General features: G+C 50.8%; 14 protein-coding genes. 5 read left to right on the top strand and 9 right to left on the bottom strand.

Annotated elements, in window-relative coordinates; all coding sequences use genetic code 11:
• Positions 1–24 precede the first annotated feature (24 nt).
• From dpaL to ssnA, 5 genes are all read right to left on the bottom strand, one after another.
• A complete protein-coding gene (gene dpaL, locus WMO41_RS04215) occupies positions 25–1,236 on the bottom strand; it encodes a diaminopropionate ammonia-lyase (protein ID WP_177292588.1) in 1,212 nt (403 codons plus the stop codon).
• A gap of 174 nt (positions 1,237–1,410) precedes the next feature.
• The gene (gene xdh, locus WMO41_RS04210; RefSeq protein WP_349228694.1) at positions 1,411–3,996 is read right to left on the bottom strand and encodes a selenium-dependent xanthine dehydrogenase; all 2,586 of its coding nucleotides are present in this window, start codon (positions 3,994–3,996) and stop codon (positions 1,411–1,413) included.
• A 151-nt stretch (positions 3,997–4,147) separates the two neighbouring features.
• Complete coding sequence (locus tag WMO41_RS04205; protein ID WP_349228693.1) at positions 4,148–4,687, bottom strand: 4Fe-4S binding protein; 540 nt, start codon at positions 4,685–4,687, stop codon at positions 4,148–4,150.
• A gap of 87 nt (positions 4,688–4,774) precedes the next feature.
• Positions 4,775–7,768: a putative selenate reductase subunit YgfK gene (gene ygfK / locus WMO41_RS04200; RefSeq protein ID WP_349228692.1), complete on the bottom strand. Its 2,994-nt coding sequence runs from the start codon at positions 7,766–7,768 to the stop codon at positions 4,775–4,777.
• A gap of 68 nt (positions 7,769–7,836) precedes the next feature.
• Complete coding sequence (gene ssnA, locus WMO41_RS04195) at positions 7,837–9,177, bottom strand: putative aminohydrolase SsnA (RefSeq protein WP_349228691.1); 1,341 nt, start codon at positions 9,175–9,177, stop codon at positions 7,837–7,839.
• A gap of 135 nt (positions 9,178–9,312) precedes the next feature.
• On the opposite strand from ssnA, the gene WMO41_RS04190 reads away from it, so the two are divergent.
• Positions 9,313–9,993: a helix-turn-helix transcriptional regulator gene (locus tag WMO41_RS04190; RefSeq protein WP_349228690.1), complete on the top strand. Its 681-nt coding sequence runs from the start codon at positions 9,313–9,315 to the stop codon at positions 9,991–9,993.
• Between the two features lie 42 nt (positions 9,994–10,035).
• Here WMO41_RS04190 and WMO41_RS04185 read toward each other — a convergent pair whose 3' ends face one another.
• Positions 10,036–11,367: a uracil-xanthine permease family protein gene (locus WMO41_RS04185; protein ID WP_349228689.1), complete on the bottom strand. Its 1,332-nt coding sequence runs from the start codon at positions 11,365–11,367 to the stop codon at positions 10,036–10,038.
• 629 nt (positions 11,368–11,996) lie between these two features.
• The gene (locus WMO41_RS04180; protein WP_349228688.1) at positions 11,997–12,842 is read right to left on the bottom strand and encodes a DegV family protein; all 846 of its coding nucleotides are present in this window, start codon (positions 12,840–12,842) and stop codon (positions 11,997–11,999) included.
• Positions 12,843–13,154: 312 nt separating this feature from the next.
• Between WMO41_RS04180 and WMO41_RS04175 the strand changes: the two genes are divergently transcribed.
• The 3 genes from WMO41_RS04175 (at position 13,155) to pcp (ending at position 15,492) form a co-directional block, all read left to right on the top strand.
• Positions 13,155–13,847: a DUF969 domain-containing protein gene (locus WMO41_RS04175; protein WP_494338424.1), complete on the top strand. Its 693-nt coding sequence runs from the start codon at positions 13,155–13,157 to the stop codon at positions 13,845–13,847.
• Between the two features lies 1 nt (position 13,848).
• Positions 13,849–14,778: a DUF979 domain-containing protein gene (locus tag WMO41_RS04170; RefSeq protein WP_349228687.1), complete on the top strand. Its 930-nt coding sequence runs from the start codon at positions 13,849–13,851 to the stop codon at positions 14,776–14,778.
• A 69-nt stretch (positions 14,779–14,847) separates the two neighbouring features.
• Complete coding sequence (pcp, locus tag WMO41_RS04165) at positions 14,848–15,492, top strand: pyroglutamyl-peptidase I (RefSeq protein WP_349228686.1); 645 nt, start codon at positions 14,848–14,850, stop codon at positions 15,490–15,492.
• Between the two features lie 88 nt (positions 15,493–15,580).
• On the opposite strand, the gene WMO41_RS04160 is transcribed toward pcp, so the two are convergent.
• Positions 15,581–16,219, bottom strand: a complete 639-nt coding sequence (locus tag WMO41_RS04160; RefSeq protein WP_349228685.1) for a YczE/YyaS/YitT family protein — start codon at positions 16,217–16,219, stop codon at positions 15,581–15,583.
• A 383-nt stretch (positions 16,220–16,602) separates the two neighbouring features.
• Here WMO41_RS04160 and WMO41_RS04155 point away from each other — a divergent pair, with 383 nt between their 5' ends.
• On the top strand, positions 16,603–17,157 hold the full coding sequence (locus tag WMO41_RS04155; protein WP_349228684.1) for a PadR family transcriptional regulator: 555 nt from the start codon (positions 16,603–16,605) through the stop codon (positions 17,155–17,157).
• Positions 17,158–17,270: 113 nt separating this feature from the next.
• Here the strand turns inward: WMO41_RS04155 and WMO41_RS04150 are convergent, their stop codons facing one another.
• Entirely contained in the window at positions 17,271–17,699 is a 429-nt protein-coding gene (locus tag WMO41_RS04150) for a hypothetical protein (RefSeq protein ID WP_349228683.1), read from the bottom strand.
• Between the last annotated feature and the right edge of the window lie 79 nt (positions 17,700–17,778).

Below are 17,778 nucleotides of genomic sequence, written 5' to 3'. Positions count from 1 at the left end.
CTTGTTAATTTGGTTCTTTGGTGATTAAACGGTCGGATACTCGCCGCCCCATACGATCTTTTTGTACTTGTCCGGATCGGTATCGCCCTCGGTGGAGAACATCAGGACCTTACTGTCGCGGTTTAACTCTAACGCGTCGCGCAGCTCTTTGTACTCGTCGTCCTGCATGATGGTGGAGATCACACCCATACCAACTGCTCCGGACTCACCGGAAATTACCTTCGGATCGCCCTTAACCGGAGCTGCCAGCATTCTCATACCCTTTGCTGCTACCCAGTCCGGGCAGGAAACAAATGCGGATACGTGGTTTCTTAAGATATCCCAGCCAATGATGTTCGGCTCGCCGCATGCAAGGCCAGCCATGATGGTCTGAAGGTCACCGCCAACGATACGCGGCTCGCCATCTCCTGCAACAGCGCCCTTGTACAGGCATGCTGCTGCGCCAGCTTCCATAACAACGAATTTCGGCGGGTTCTCCGGATACAGGTTGGTGAAGTAACCAACCACTGCACCTGCAAGGCTTCCTACGCCTGCCTGAACGAATACGTGGGTCGGACGGTTAACGGAAACTTCGCGTAACTGCTCAGCAGCCTCGCCAGCCATGCTTCCGTAGCCCTGCATGATCCATGCCGGAATCTCCTCGTAGCCTTCCCATGCGGTATCCTGAACAACGACGCCGTGCGGGGTTGCCTCAGCCTCAGCTGCTGCCATACGTACGCAGTCATCGTAGTTGACTTCCTCGATGGTAACTTTTGCGCCCTCTTTTGCGATGTTATCGAAACGGGTCTTAGTGCTGCCCTTCGGCATATGTACAACGGCTTTCTGGCCCAGCTTGTTTGCTGCCCATGCAACGCCTCTGCCGTGGTTACCGTCAGTAGCGGTAAAGAAGGTTGCCTGACCAAACTCCTCACGGAATTTCTCGCTGGTCAGGTAATCGTATGTCATCTCGGACACATCGCGTCCCATCTCACTAGCGATGTAACGTGCCATTGCGAAAGAACCGCCCAGCACCTTGAACGCGTTGAGGCCAAAACGATAGCTCTCATCTTTTACAAACAGACCGCCAAGGCCAAGGCCCTCAGCCATACCGTCCAGCTTTGCAAGCGGGGTGATGGAATACTGCGGGAAGCTCTTGTGGAACTCGCGTGCCTGTTTGATGTTCTCAATGCTCATAACCGGCAGACACTTGTCTTCGCTTTTCGGCATCTTGTTCAATGCCCAAAGAATTTTCTCCATTTTTTCTCTCCTAACAAACTTTTTGTATTTATTCAAACTTTTTGTTTGTTTCTATGACTATCATAACACATTCTGGCTCTATGTCAAGTATGTACAAAACTTTTTTTTATTTTTTTCTCATTTTGTAAATCTGTCATAAAGCCAGAATACGTAAAAATTTATTTCTTCCTATTATTAATTCTTTTTCTTTCTATAGAAAGTATCCTCTAACGGCAGGGAGGTACGGAATTTACCGTCCAGCGCGTAGTAAGCGCCCTGGATGGCCGGTGCGGTCGGGATGGTGGCGATCTCGCCGATACCCTTTGCGCCGTAGGCCACGCCGAGGAGTTTTTCCTTCTCTACATAGATGGCGTGAATATCCGGGATCTGGGTGGAACGGAGAAGTCCCAGGGTTCCGTATTTGACCTGCGGTACGCAGTCCTTAAGCGGCCAGTCCTCGGTGAGGGCGTAACCCATGCCCATCAGCACGCCGCCCTCGATCTGTCCCTGAATGGAGATCGGGTTCACAACCTTACCGGAATCATGTGCTGCGTAAACCTCTTTCACTTTGCCCTCTTTGTCCAGAATAACAACGTGGGTTGCGTAGCCGTATGCGATATGGCTCTTCGGGAACGGTACATCCGCGCCCAGCTTGTCGGTCGGCTCGAAGTATTCGTAGAAGAAGTCGCGGCCTTCCAGCTTGCTTAAGTCTCCGCCCACTTCATCCATGGCTTCCTTTAACAGTGCGGAAGCGCCGCGGACTGCCTCGCCGGAAAGCAGGGTCTGGCGGGAACCGGATGTGGTACCGGAATCCGGCGCGTTCTCGGTATTGGCTACTGCGTTGCGGATTTTGGAGAGAGGAAGTCCGGTGGTCTCGGATACCGCCTGGCAGAATACGGTCAGACAGCCCTGTCCGATATCGGATGCCGCACAGTAGATCACGCAGACGCCGTCCTCGATGACGAGTCTTGCTCGGCCCTTATCCGGAAGTCCTACGCCGACACCGGCATTCTTCATGGAACATGCGATTCCGGCATGGTCCATATTCTGCTCGTAAACATCTTTGACTGCTTCCAGCGTCTCTTTCAGCGCGGTGGAGCAGTCCGCAATCTGGCCGTTCGGAAGTACCTTGCCCGGCTCGATGGCGTTGCGGTAGCGGATCTCCCAAGGAGTGATGCCGACCTTCTCTGCCAGTACATTGATCAGGGACTCTAACGCAAATTCACTCTGGCATACGCCGAAACCACGGAACGCGCCAGCCGGCGGGTTATTGGTATAGTAGCCATAGCCGCGGATATCGGTATTCTGGTAGCAGTACGGTCCTACGGAGTGGGTACATGCACGCTCCAGAACCGGTCCGCAAAGAGATGCATAAGCACCGGTATCGAAGTTGATCTCACAGTCCAGACCGGTGAAGATACCATTCTCATCACAGCCCAGGGTGAAGGTACCTTCCATAGCATGGCGCTTCGGATGGAAATATAAAGATTCCTGACGGGTGAATTTTGCCTTCACCGGAACTTTGTACTTCCATGCTGCCAGTGCCGCGATATGCTGCACAGACACATCCTCTTTTCCACCGAAACCGCCGCCGATGAGCTGGTTTTCCACCACAATGCGCTCCGGCTCCCAGCCGAACATGATCGCGGTCTCTTTTCTGGTATCAAACGCGCCCTGGTCGGTACTTAAAATCTTAATGCCGTCCTTATACGGGAAGGCAACGGCGCACTCCGGCTCCAGGAACGCATGCTCCGTAAACGGAGTACGGAAGGAATTGGTCACGGTATACTTGGATTCCGCCAGTGCTTTGGCTGCGTCGCCGCGGACCACGTGACGGGTCTGACAGAGGTTTCCTTTGGAATGTACCTTCGGAGCGTCCTCTCGCTTCGCGTCCGCAATGCCTCTTACCGGCTCTAACTCCTCGTAATCGATCTTCACCAGTTTCTTTGCTTTATTTAAAATATCTTCGGTCTCGGCAACCACCAGACAGATGGCGTCGCCGACACAGCGGGTGATGTCGCCTTCCGCGATCATAACATCCCAGTCCTGCTGAATGTGTCCGACCTTGTTGTTCGGAACATCCGCCGCAGTCAGAACACCCAGAACGCCCGGCAGCGCCTCTGCCTTGGAGGCATCGATCTTCAGAACGCGGGCTCTCGGATATTTGCTGCGGACTGCGGAAACGTAAACCATGTCATCCATCACGATATCATCCGGGTATTTGCCGAAGCCTAATACCTTCTTGCGGACATCCACACGGAATGCTCTCTGGCCAACGCCGTAAACATCACCCTTCTCCAGGTCCTCATTTACGGAAGCCTCGCCCCGCAGGATCTTTGCCACCAGCAGGATTCCCTCGATGATCTTCTTGTATCCGGTACAGCGGCAGATGTTTCCGCGCAGCGCGTATTTCACATCCTCCTCCGTCGGATTTAAATTATTCTGTAATAATGCCGTTCCGGCCATCACCATGCCCGGAATACAGAAACCACACTGAACAGCTCCGACTGCTCCGAACGCATACACAAACGCGTCCTTCCACTCATCGCTTAAGCCTTCTACAGTCAGAATGTTTCTGCCAACGGCTCTTTTTGTGGTCAGCACGCAGGACTTGATCGCCTTTCCGTCTACCACGATGGTACAGGTACCGCAGGCACCCTCACTGCAGCCGTCCTTTACGGAATACAGCTTCAGATCATCGCGCAGATAACGGAGCAACGGCTTGTCCTCTTCGGTGCGCTGCACCTGGCCGTTTACTGTAAACTCAAAAACTTCTCCCATGATCCTTCTCCTCATCCACCGCTGTTCCGATCCTACGGAAACAGCAATTTTACTTCATAACTGTTCAGCACCCTCACAATTACTTTATTTCTTTTTAAAAGCCGCCGCGAGCCGCGAACAACAACGCGTCCGCGGCGGCTGAAAATCTTTTTTAAAATGCAGTTGTATAAATTCCGTCTGCGTCATGAATGACACCACGCGGACATTTGGTCGCGCACATACCGCACGCTACACATTTTTCCCGGTCGATGACGGCATGGAAATCGATCACATGGATGGCATCGGACGGACAGTATTTTTCGCAGATCTTACAGCCAATGCAGCTGGATGTGCAGGCCTTGCCCGCGTCTGCTGCTTTCTGCTCGTTGGAGCACAGCGGCTGGATGGTTCCCTCCGGCGCCTCCAGGCGGATCAGATGCTTCGGGCATGCTTTTACGCAAAGTCCGCATCCGACACATTTGTCCCGGTCAACCTCAGCGACACCCTTCTCGTTGATGGAGAGGGCATGCAGCTTACAGGCTGCCACGCAGCTTCCGCCGCCCAGACAGCCATAGCTGCAGCTGTGGATTCCATCCGGATACTGTTCCAAAATCTGGTTACAGTCTTTCGGTAATGCGGCAAAGTCAATCCCCTCGTTCCGTTTTGACCCGCCGGAGCAATGAACTACCGCAATGTTTTTCTTTCTTTTCATGTGAAATCCCTAACTCCTTTTGTTACCACGCTGTTATTTTTGCGTGACTGTCCACACACCGTGCAGACAGCCGCACAATTTCACTTCTTAGTGGATCAGATATGCGTAATCCTTTAATACGGTGCGGATCACAGCCACTGCGTCTGCAGACAGATCAGTCTCACCGACAACGTCAACAGTCTCTACCTTTCCATCCAGACGAACCTTCACCTGGGTTCCGCCCAGTGACAGGAAGCCCTCGTTGGTGCTGTCGAGGAAGTCTTCTTCGCTCCAGTATAAGGTGAATTTATCTTTGTAAGGTCTGCCGCCCTTGTACGGACAGAATACTTCACAGTTGCCGCACTCGTTACACATGCCATCTACGTGGATGATCTGTGCTTTGCACTTGCCCGGTACGTGGATTGCCACGTTTGCGCGGTTCGGACAGACATCGGTACATACCTCACATACAGTCGGGCAGCCTAAGCAGCGGTCATCCGGAGTCTTCCCGGTATCTCTGCTCTGAACACCCTTCTTCGCGGTGTAGAGCTTCTCGTCTGCTGCAACGTTCTCTTCTGCGTACTTATCGTAGCTGATACCTGCGATGGCTGCTGCAGCCTTAGCGGAATCTGCGATCGCCTCAACAACGGTAGCCGGTCCTCTTCTGGAATCGCCGACTGCATATACGCCAGCCTCGGTGGTCATCATGTTGGCGTCCACAACCGGACGGCCCTTGGCATCCATCTCTACGCCAAGTTCTGCGTACAGGCTGGTGTCGATGGTCTCACCGATTGCTGCGATGATGGTGTCTGCCGGGTACTCCTCGGTTCTGCCGGTATCTACCGGAGATCTTCTGCCGGAAGCGTCCGGAGCGCCAAGCTCCATAACGGAACATTTCAGCTTGCCGTTCTCTGCGCCAACCGGAGCAAGAAGCTCTAAGAACTCTACGCCATCCTCAATAGCCAGCTGTAACTCTTCCTCATCTGCCGGCATATAACGTTTGGTTCTGCGGTAGATCAGGCGGACGTTCTCAACACCCGGGAGACGTTTTGCAGCTCTTGCAACGTCCATAGCGGTGTTACCGCCACCCAGAACAACCACATCTTTGCCGATGTTCATGGAAGCGCCGTTCTTCTTAGCCTCCATTAAGAACTCCAGAGCGTCGGTTACTTCGCCGTATGCCAGCGGAGATCTGCCCGGCTTCCATGCGCCGATGGAAACGATGACATCGGTGTAGCCCTCTGCCTTTAATGCCTTCACAGAGGTAACCTCTGCGCCAAGCTTGAACTCTGCGCCGTAAGCCTTGCACAGCTCTACATCCTTGTCGATGGAATCTGCGGAAATACGGAACTCCGGAATCACGTTGCGTACAACACCGCCCAGCTGCTCTTTGCGCTCGAATACGGTAACTGCTACGCCTGCGCGGGACAGGAAGGCAGCTGCTGCCAGACCTGCCGGGCCGCCGCCGATGATAGCAACCTTCTTGCCAGCTACGCTGCCCTCAGCCTTCAGAGCCGGAAGGATCTCGTTGTATGCCTGGCTTGCTGCTGCCAGCTTGGTCTCGCGGATATGTAAGGTCTCCTCGTAGTAGTTGCGCATGCACTTGTCACCGCAGTGGTGCGGACAGATGGTACCGGTGATGAACGGAAGCGGGTTGCGCTCTAAGATGATCTCAAGAGCTTTCTTCGCGTCGCCATCTACCATAGCCTGTAAGTAAGCCGGGATATCCTGCTCGATCGGGCAGCCGTTACGGCACGGTGCGTTGAAGCAGTCAAACAGCGGAAGCTTCTTATCTACATGGCGCTCCGGAAGCGGTTTTACCGGTTTGCGGTACATAGCCTTTGCCTCTACGCCGTCATCGATAGCTGCCAGTGCTGCTACGTTTACGCCGGAGAAGCGCTCGCTTCCGCACTCCATGAGCTCGTCTGCGATCTGGCTCATTCTCTGGTATCCGCCAGGCTTTAAGATATTGGTAGCCATGGTGATCGGCCAGATGCCTGCGTCAAACAGCTCTTTGATGTTCTCGATGGTTGCGCCGCCTGAGTAGGAGATACGCAGCTTGCCCTGAAACTCATCGGTCAGAAGGCGTGCTACATGGATACTTAACGGGAACAGCGCGCGTCCGGCCATGTACATCTCGTTGCTCGGAAGCTCGTTTCTGGTTACGTCTACCGGGAAGGTGTTGGTAATCTTAACGCCGAACTCCAGGCCCTTCTCCTGGCAGAGGTCATACAGTCTGTGCAGCATCGGAACTGCGTCAGCCCACTGAAGGTCCTCTAAGAAGTGATGATCATCGAAGGCGATGTAGTCAAATCCAAGGCCATCCAGACGTTTTCTTGCGTACTCATAGCCAAGCAGAGTCGGGTTGCACTTGATGAAGGTGTTTAAGTGCTTCTCGGTGATCAGGTAAGTAGCGATACGCTCGATCTCTGCTGGCGGGCAGCCGTGCAGTGTGGACTCGGTGATGGAGTTGGAAACGTTGGAACTGATGTTTTTGATGTACTCCTCATCTACGTTCTTGAACTCGTTTACATGCTCTAATGCCCAGTTGATGCACTCTTTGAAGACTTCGGTATCCTTTGCCTCGATCATGTCGTTGATGTACTTGTCAACCTTCGGAGACTTGATGCCTTCGAGGTCGTAACCAACGGACATGTTGAATACGAATGCGTCCGGATCGCCAAGGTTGTACTCTTTTGCGATCAGCTTACATGCTACCCATGCTTTTACATACTCAGCGAATGCCTGCGGAACGTACAGCTCGGTAGACCACTCACAGTTGTAGCACTCATCGCCTGCAATGATACACGGACGGCTGATGCATGCCGCAAGGTCAGCACCGTCCATCACCTGAACGGTCTTTAACTCGAAGAAACGGGAGCCAGCCACATAGGCTGCTACGATATTCTGTGCCAGCTGGCTGTTCGGGCCTGCTGCCGGACCAAACGGAGACTCGATCTTCTCTTCGTAGATCGGAAGTGCCTGGCCGTTCTCATGCTTTACAATCTTTTCAATGCCAAAGATGCTCTTTTTCTGCTCGTATTCGGACATAATCCAGTGCATCAGATGGCCGATTGACATTGGTCTCATAATTTCGCTCATGTTATCCTCCTGTCGGAAGCCATTTTTTAACCCTTGCTTCCCATTTATATAGTTTTTATATGGTTTTATTAGTATACTCTGTGATTTAACTTGCCCCAGAGCTTCTTACTCTGCTCCATGGTCCATGCGTTGATCTTGTCCTCATCCAGGTCAACGAACTCTCTGTCTTTGTAGAGGACCTTACCATTGATGATGGTGGTGCGGCAGTTTTTGCCCTCCATACCGAAGATCATGTGGCCGTCAATGTTCTCGTCAGAGAACGGGGTGAATGGCTTGTAATCCATGATGATGATATCGGCTGCAGCGCCCTCTTTTAAGATGCCAAGGGTCTTGCCAAAGTACTTCTCAGCGATGATGCGGTTGTTCTCGAACTGCATCTTCACATCCTCACACCAGCCTACGTTCGGCAGCATTGCGTTGTGGCGCTGGATGGTCAGGAATGCCTTCATGCTCTCTAACATGTCGTGGGTGTAAGCATCGGTACCCATACCAACGGTGATGCCCTTTGCCATCATCTGCAGGACCGGGGAGCATCCGACTGCGTTGCCCTGGTTGGACTGCGGATTGTTGACCACCATGGTGCCGGTCTCTTTGATGATATCCATCTCAGCCGGGCTGATGTGGATGCAATGGCCAAGCATAGTCTTCTCACCCAGGATACCGTTGTACAGAAGGCGGTTCACCGGACGGCAGCCGTAGTTTCTTAAGCTGTCGTAAACATCGTTCATGCCCTCAGCGACGTGGATGTGGAAACCGGTCATGCCGTTGTTTGCTTCTACCATCTTCTCGAAGGTCTTGTCGGAGATGGTGAACAGTGCGTGGCCGCCGAACATAGCTTTTACCATGCTGTCGTCAGCGTCCTTTGCCCATTTTGCGAAATCCGCATTTTCTTTGATGCTCTGCGCGGTCTTCTCTTCGCCGTCACGCTCGGAAACTTCGTAGCAGAGACAGGAACGGATGCCCGCTTCTTTGACTACGTCGCGGATTGCAAACAGGGAACCCGGGATCTCACCGAAACTTGCGTGGTGGTCGAAGATGGTGGTAACACCGTCACGGATGCAGTCCAGAACGGTTGCCCATGCGCAGGCTCTGGTTCCGTCCAGATCCAGCTGACGGTCGATGGCCCACCAGGTTCCTTCCAGAACTTCCAGGAAATTGGTCGGATTATTGCCCACGATAGAAAGGCCTCTTGCCAATCCGGAATAGATGTGGGTGTGGGCGTTGATGAGACCCGGCATGATGACACCGCCGTGCGCATCTACGAACTCAGCCTCCGGATATTTCTGCTTCATGGCATCCAGGATACCAACCTCTTTGATGTTCTCGCCATCGGTTACGACTGCGCCATTCTCCAGATATGGATTTGCGCTGTCTCTTGTGATCACTTTACCATTTCCTATAAGCAGCATTTATATACCTCCTCGTATAAATTAGTTTTTTTAATTTTTTCTTGCATTCCATACGTTCAGTTGCTATGATAAGATAGATAGCACCAAACAAATAGTTAGATGACTAACGAATTCATTGTCAGAAAGGAGCAAAACATGGATAAAAGTACCATTGATTTTTACACCCGTCTGGCCCACGGCCTTGCAGCCCAGTTTGGTTCCAATTGCGAGATCGTCATTCACGATCTGGAAAGCAATGATGTGGAACACTCCATCGTAGCCATTGAGAACGGTTATATCACCGGTCGTAAGCTTGGCGATGGTCCCTCCCACATTGTTCTGGAATCTTTACAGAACGGGGAAAAACACACCGAAGACAAACTGGCTTACTTAACTAAGACAAAAGACGGAAAAATCTTAAAATCCAGCACCATTTACATCCGCAACAGCAAAGGTAAGATTGTTGGTATCTTAAGTATCAACTATGACATTACCATTCTGCTGGCCGCGCAAACCCACATTCAGGGCCTTACCGCTACGGCAGCCGACGACTCGGAGGAGTCCGGTCCGGAGACCGTATCCATGAATGTGACCGACCTTCTCGACGAGCTTATTGACCAGGCATTCCGTCATATTGGAAAACCGGCCGCTGTCATGACGAAGGACGATAAGATTGACTTCATCCGGATTTTGAACGATGCAGGTGCTTTCCTCATCACCAAGTCCGGTCAGCGTGTCTGCCAGATCTTATGTATTTCCAAATTCACGCTCTACAGTTACTTAAATGAGATCAAAGCCGAAGATGAAGAAAAAGCAGCAAAAGCCGAACAGGATTAAAAACTGTTCGGCTTTCTTTCTGCATTAAATCATCCGACTGCCCTACTCTTCCGGCGGAAGGGTGAGGTTCAGGATGATCGCCATGATCGTTGCCACTACCACGGACGAACTTCCAAATACGGTATTGATCCACTCCGGGATTCCAGGACCCTGTAAGCATCCGGATACCTGAGTGATACCAACGCCAAGTGCTACAGACATACCGACTACGGTTGTCTTTCTTGCAGTCATGCCATCTTTGGTGAACAGGCGCACACCGGTCATTGCGATCTGCGCAAATACGGAAAGGGTTGCACCGCCGATTACACACTGCGGAATGGTGGTCAGTGCTGCGGACAGACCAGGGATCAGGCCTGCGACCAGAAGCACGGTTGCGGATACCGCGAAAATTACGCGGTTTACTACTTTGTTCATGGTTACGATACCAACGTTCTGGCTGTAGGAAGCGGTCGGCAGTGCGCCAAAGAACGCACCAACGATACTTGCAACACCCTGAACCAGGATACCGCCCTGAAGTTCATTGTCAGTCGGAACACGGTCCATGCCGCCAACGGTGGTGGAAGTTAAGTCACCGATGGTCTGTACCGCATTGACTGCGTACACGATAGCCAGGGAAGCGCAGGCCGCCGGAGCAAATTCAATCTGAAAATGCATCAGCTGCGGGAACGCAACGATGGATGTCGTATTCATGACATTTGTGAAGTCTACCATTCCAAGGAACAGAGACACCACATAACCAACGATAATACCGAAGAACAGAGAACCAAGTTTCAACACGCCTTTTGTAAAGTTGTTCAGGAACAATACCACTGCAAAGGTAAGCAGGGCAATGATCCAGTTCTTTAAACCACCGAATTCCGGATGTCCGGAACCGCCTGCCATGTAGCGGATTGCGGTCGGATACAGGGAAAGACCGATGGTAAAGATAACGGTACCGGTTACGATATCCGGGAACAGCTTACGGATCTGCTTTACGAAGATTCCAAATACGATGGCTACGATACCGCCAATAATCTGCGCGCCCATGATGGCTCCGATGCCAAAGTCAGCACCGATGGCAGTCAGTGTAGGAACGTAAGCAAAGCTCGTACCCATGATAACCGGGAGTGCCGCGCCGATCTTGTGGAACAGCGGGAACAGCTGTAAAAAGGTGGCTAACGCGGTGAAGATCAGCGCTGCCTGGATCATCATGGTTTTCTCTGCGTCTGTCAGGCCGCAGGTTCCTGCGATGATCATGGACGGTGTGATAACACCGACGATTGCTGCCAGTACATGCTGTAAGCTTAACGGAACAAGCTGGGACATCTCCGGGGCTTTTCCATAAAAGTCAAACAACACGTTACCATTTCCTGGCTCTTTTGTTTTCTCCTTCATGCTTTGTTTGAGGTCCAGACGAAACAGGACTGCTTATTTCATTCACAAGCACGGAAAAAACGTAACTGCGTTTCATATCACAGTCACAAGCAAAATCTGTAAAATCCATTTACTTTGCCTGCGGCAATGGGATTCTTGCCTTACAGTTTGCGTTTTTTACGGTCAGCACAGAAATCTGCGAAGACCCACCGAACAGGAACGAATAAACAGGTATTTAGCATTAGCAAAGATCTCAGGCCCCCACCCGAAACCATTTCGTCCGAGCCTCCCCTCCTTACTTTTTTTTATTTTTGCTAAATATAATTTTGCTGACTTAATCATAACATATTGTGAGGGAAATGCAAGTGTTTTGGATAATTTTTTCTCAAAATCCATACTGTTTTTGTGCTCATTGTATACCAAAAATATATTTAGCCCTCCGTGCATGGAACACATACTGACTTTTTGTATGATTTCTATTTTGCGTATATAGTTCCGTAAAATTAAAAAACAGGGTGGAATGACCGTTTTTTCTCCGGCCTCTCCGCCCTGTTATCTGACTTTTTTTGAGATTCATTGATTTTTACGATATTTTGTCATTTTTTTAACCAGTTCTGATCCGTAAACATTCTGACTATGCACCATAACCATTAACCAACAGCCAGGACAATTCCACCATCGCCCGCGTACACGGTGGCAACACCTGCGGTGTTGGTGATCACAATATCACGATAGTTTCCGCGCTTCTCCAGTTCTGCCTTGACCTGGAGCGCACGCTCCGGACAGTTCACGTGGGCGATAACCGCACGCTTCTCTTCCGGCTTTCCGGCGCGTTTGGTAGCCAGCTCACACATGCGGGCCAGTCCCTTGGCAATGCCTCTCGCCTGATCCAGCTTGATGATAACGCCATGATCCGCCCCCATAACCGGTTTGATGTTCAGTGCGGTTGCGAAAAATGCCTGTAGGCCGGTCAGACGGCCGTTCTTTCTGAGTGGTTCCAACGTATCAATGACGAAATAGGTCTGCTGCTCATCCCGCATTTTCAGAATACGCTCAGAGATCTCGCTGAAGGTAAGCCCCTCCTCGTACATATCGCGGATAGCCAGGGCCTCGTTTAATTCTCCGGCGGAAGCAGACTCAGAATCGATGACCAGAATGTTCTTGCTTCCCTTGCCGTGCTCTTCCTCATACAGTTCTTTTCCAAGCACCGCGCTGTTGTAAGTACCGCTCAAATGGCTGGACAGCGCGATGATGTAAACATCGTCCGCGTCGCACTCGCAGGCCTTCTTAAACGCCTCCGGGGACGGGCAGGCCGTTTTCGGACAGTTCGGGCTTTCCTTTACCATCTGCAGAAATGCCTTCTGGTCAAAGGTTTCATCATCAATTACCATATGGTCATCTACCTGAAGCGTCAGAGGAATCATCTCAAATCTGGGATCCTTCTTTAATTCCTCAGTTAAATCCAGGCAGCTGTCACCAAAAATTTTATAGCTCATATCTTTCCTCCGAATCCGTGCTGTTTTCTGCCTTCTTTTTACAGTCCACATGTTCGATGCCGTAACCATTTCTCCCGCATTCGCAGCACGCTCTCTATCTGACATAGTTTTTATTACTACTTATTATAGCATAGTTTACTGATAATGCAAGTGAGGGTTACGGTGCACGAACAGGAATTTTTCGAATCCGCCATGCCCGCTGGTAAAAAATATCATTGTTAGTTTCCTTTCCTTATGATAAAATCGGAATGTTGCTGTTGCTGTCAGCTTCCGCGCAGTAACACGCATTACCATCATAAGGAGGTTATTTTCATGGAAGTTATCAAACTGATCGGTGTCCTGATCGTCATCGTCGGCTTTATCTTAAAGCTTGATACCCTTGCCGTTGTTGTCGTGGCCGGTCTCGCTACCGGACTTGTGGCCGGCATGAGCCCGATGAAGATTCTCGACACCCTTGGCACTGCGTTTATTACCAACCGTACTGCCACCCTGTTCATCCTCACCCTGCCGGCCATCGGCCTGTGTGAGCGAAACGGCTTAAAGGACAAGGCCGTAGATTTCATTACATCCTTAAAGAATGCGACCACCGGCCGCCTGATCGCCATCTGGCAGATCATCCGCACCATCGCGTCCGCGTTCTCCTTGCGTATCGGCGGACATCCGCAGTTCATTCGCCCGCTCATCAACCCGATGGCCCAGGCTGCTGCCGAGGTTCAGTACGGCGAGCTGGATGAAAAGACTCAGGACGCGATCAAAGGTATGTGCGCCGGAAGTGAGAACTACGGAAACTTCTTCGCGCAGAACTGCTTTATGGGTGCTTCCGGCACCCTGCTGATCGTATCCACCTTAACCGAGCAGGGTTATCCGGTGGATGCCCTTCAGATTGCCGGACAGTCCGTTCCGATTGCCGTGCTCTCTGTGGTTGTCGGCGTCATCTATGCCCTGCTCTTTGACCAGATCTTAAAACGCCGGTTTGCAGACCGCAAGAAACAGGAGGGAAAGTAATATGACCTGGACCGTAAGTACCATTGTTGCAGAGATTTTCTACTGCATCATCGGCCTTTTCTTCGTTTCCAACGGCGTGAAAGCATTAAAAGACCCGGACTGCGCGAAAAAGCATACCACCGCGCTGTTCTGGTTCATCCTGGCATTCACCTTCATCGCAGGAGTTTATCTTCCACGCTGGATCACCGGTGCCTGCGTGGTCCTGATGGCAGCGCTCACCGCGTTCCGTCTGGTTGTCCCGTCTAAGAGCGATGTGCCGGAAGCAGCTGAAACCCGGAAAGCCGCAGACCGAATTGGCTACTCCGTCTTTATCCCGCCGCTCACCCTGGCCATCAGCGCCGTGCTGGTAGCAACCTTCTTAAAGGTGCTGGGCGCCAACAATGCCATCGGCATCTCCGGTGCCATTGCCCTGGTTGTGGCCCTGCTGCTGTTTAAGACCAAACCGTCCTACGCAGTCAGCGATGGAACCCGCCTGGTGGACAGCGTTGGCGTGACCGGCATCCTGCCGCAGGTCCTGGCCGCACTCGGCTCCCTGTTTACTGCTGCCGGTGTCGGTGACGTGATTGCCCACGGTGTCAGCGCTGTGATCCCGACCGGCAACCTGTTCGCGGCTACCGCTGTGTACTGTATCGCCATGGCCCTGTTCACCATGATCATGGGCAACGGCTTCGCAGCCTTCTCCGTCATCACCGTCGGCATCGGTATTCCGTTCCTGATCTCTCAGGGCGCAAATCCGGTCGTTGTGGGCGCGCTGGGTCTGACCGCCGGTTACTGCGGTACCCTGATGACCCCGATGGCCGCAAACTTCAACATTGTACCGGTGGCCCTGCTGGAGACAAAGAGCAAATACGCAGTCATCAAGTCCCAGCTTCCGGTGGCGCTCACCATGCTGGTGATCCACATCCTGCTCATGTACTTCCTGGCTTTCTAAGCCCGGAAGCCTGTGTACGGCTGTTTCTGAAACCCATTCACAATTTCACACGAAAGCGAGGTTTTTATCATGAAACTTCTTTTAACCGCATTTGACCCCTTCGGCGGAGACAAAGTCAACCCGGCCCTGGAGGCTGTCAAGCTGGTATCCGAAAAAGTAGAAAACGTAGAAGTCGTAAAGGTTGAGGTTCCTACCGTCTTCCGCAAATCCATCGCTACCGTAGCTGCTGCCATCGCAAAAGAAAAGCCGGACGCAGTCCTTTGCATCGGCCAGGCAGGCGGACGCTACGACATCACCCCGGAGCGCGTAGCCATCAACTTAGATGATGCCCGCATCGAAGATAATGAAGGCAACCAGCCGATTGATGTGCCGATCTATGAAGACGGCGCTCCGGCGTATTTCTCTAATCTGCCGATCAAGGCTATGGTACAGCACATCCGCGAGGCCGGCCTCCCGTCCAGCGTTTCCAACACCGCAGGCACCTTCGTCTGCAACCACTTAATGTACGGCGTGCTCTACACGCTGGCAAAGGAGTACCCGGGTGTGCGCGGTGGCTTCATGCACGTTCCGTTCATCCCGGAGCAGGTAGTCGGAAGACCGGCACCGGCACCGTCCATGAATTTACAGGATATTGCCCGCGGCATCGAGGCAGCCATTGCTGCAATTTGGGAATACGAGGAAGATATCCGCACCGCAGAGGGACAGACCCACTAAATAGTAATATTATAAAGTAACGAAAATGCCAGGCGGCGCCAATTCGGCGCCCCTGGCATTTTCTGTACAGTTACTAAATTTTTTATATTTAAAAGCAAAGTTTCTGTATGATCGGACTTACGCGCTTTTTCATGACCGGAAGAATTTTTCCTACCAGAATTGCGCTTAAGATGGTGCCCTCACGGATGCCGAACAGTCCATGCATGAACAGGAAGGACAATACCACACCAATTGCCACGGAAGAACAGTCCACAATGATCTTAATCTTGTGGAACTCGATGTTCGGGAAGCAATCGCTGATGGCAAGGGTCATACCCTCCATTGGCATGTTGACCAGCTTCACATCCATGTAAATGGCTACACCAAGAGCAACCAGGACAATGCTGATGGCCATCATGAGCAGCTGACCAAAGTAGGTCGGAATCACAAAACCATGCATCACGCCCTTTGCGAAATCTGCGAAGTAACCGAAAATGGTGGAAAATACCAGCTGGGTCAGATTGATCCACTTATATTCCTTACGCTTAATGATGATCTGCACAACCATGTAAGTTACGAACACGCCGACAATACAGCGGCCAAGATCCTGATGTATAATCAGGGAAATCACGTACGGCAATGAATTGACCGGCGAAACACCCAGATTGGAATTCACCGAAAAAGCCACGCCAAACGCCAGGAACAGCAATCCGACGCAATACAACAAGATTCTCATTAACATCTTCATTTTGTATTTTCTCCCTTTATCTAATAGTTGATAATATTATAACGTACCGGAAATATTATGTAAATATAGATATGTCAAAAGCGATATAGGGAATTTTAACAAAGTTTTAATGAGATTTTTCAGCATCTTTTTCGTTATATTTCTGACACTTTTCTGCTTATCCTATTTTTCTTTTCATTCCATTTATTTTTTATATTTTTCGATTACGCACTGATGCTCTTTCGTTTTTATTTTTGTAAAATTAACACGATAAGTCCTTTTTTTGCTTTTCATATTGTATTTTTATGTTAAAATTTACATATCAATCTTTACAGATCATACTTTGAAAGCCATCTGCTTTCCAGGAAAGCAGCAGTTTTATCATATTAGAGAGGAGCATTCATATGCGAACATTAAAATACGCCATTCTTGGCCTGATCAACCGGGAACCCATGACCGGTTATGATATCACCCGGGAATTTAACAGCAACAATCTGGCTAACTTCTGGTATGCCAAACACAGCCAGGTTTATCCGGAGCTCGGACGTCTTATGGAGGAAAAACTGGTTACCTGCGAGGTCGTGATTCAGGGAGAAAAGCTGGAGAAAAAACTGTATTCCATCACCCCGGAGGGAAAGGCGCAGCTTCTGGAATGGCTCATGAAAAACGAACCACTGGAAGCCACCCCAAAAGATGTATTCCGCCTGCGCATGTACTTCTCTGATTTCATGACGCCGGAAGAGCTGAAAAACCAGCTTAGCCTGCAGCTCGAAAAACACATCCTGAAGAAGAAATATCTCACCGATATCATGCACGAAAATCATCATGATCAGGCTCCTGCCATCACCACCCCGGAATTTGGAGATTTCATGGTACTCGAGGGCGCCATCATGCGCGAGGAATCCTACATTGCCTGGATCCAGAACTGCCTCGCACGCTGTCCGGAAGAAGAAAAATAAAGAAAACCCAGCCACAGATACCGCGAACAAAAAAGTCTCTTATGTGCGGATGACTCATCATCATCTTCACATAAGAGACTTTTCATTTTTATTATGTCACTATAATTGCTATACTACGCGATGTTCTGTCTGTTTTCCTCACAGATTTCCTTCGCGGAACGCTCGTCGTGAGAAAGACCGTCTGCGTACTTGCGGATAATATCAGCCGCATAGCGGATCAGTTCCGGATTCTCATCTTCCTCGATTGGAAGATTGCCGTTTGCCTGCTCTAAGAGTTTCTGCAGCGCATTCGCGATCCACAGTAATTTTGGAAGACAGACCGGATGCTCGAACTCATGGCATACCTGCATGCTGTTGTCCTGTTCTTCCTTGTTGCCAATCATAACGGTATGATACTCACCGTCTTCACTTACCCAGATTTCATCCTGAGCACCTGTCTTTAAAAGACTGCCCAGACAAATTTCCTGCTCGTCCTGGCCGGTGAGAAATTTTTCTTCGGATTCTAAAATCAGTTCTGCTAATTTCTTTATGCCTTTGTACATCTGTCCTACCTCTGTTTTACTCGAATTGTAGATTGCGCCGAGAGTGCGCTTCTTTCTATTATAAGGATATAGGAATATT

This window comes from Ventrimonas faecis, assembly GCF_040096075.1.
In the GTDB taxonomy this organism is placed as follows: domain Bacteria; phylum Bacillota; class Clostridia; order Lachnospirales; family Lachnospiraceae; genus Brotaphodocola; species Brotaphodocola faecis.
This window is presented reverse-complemented; position numbering and strand designations above follow the sequence as displayed.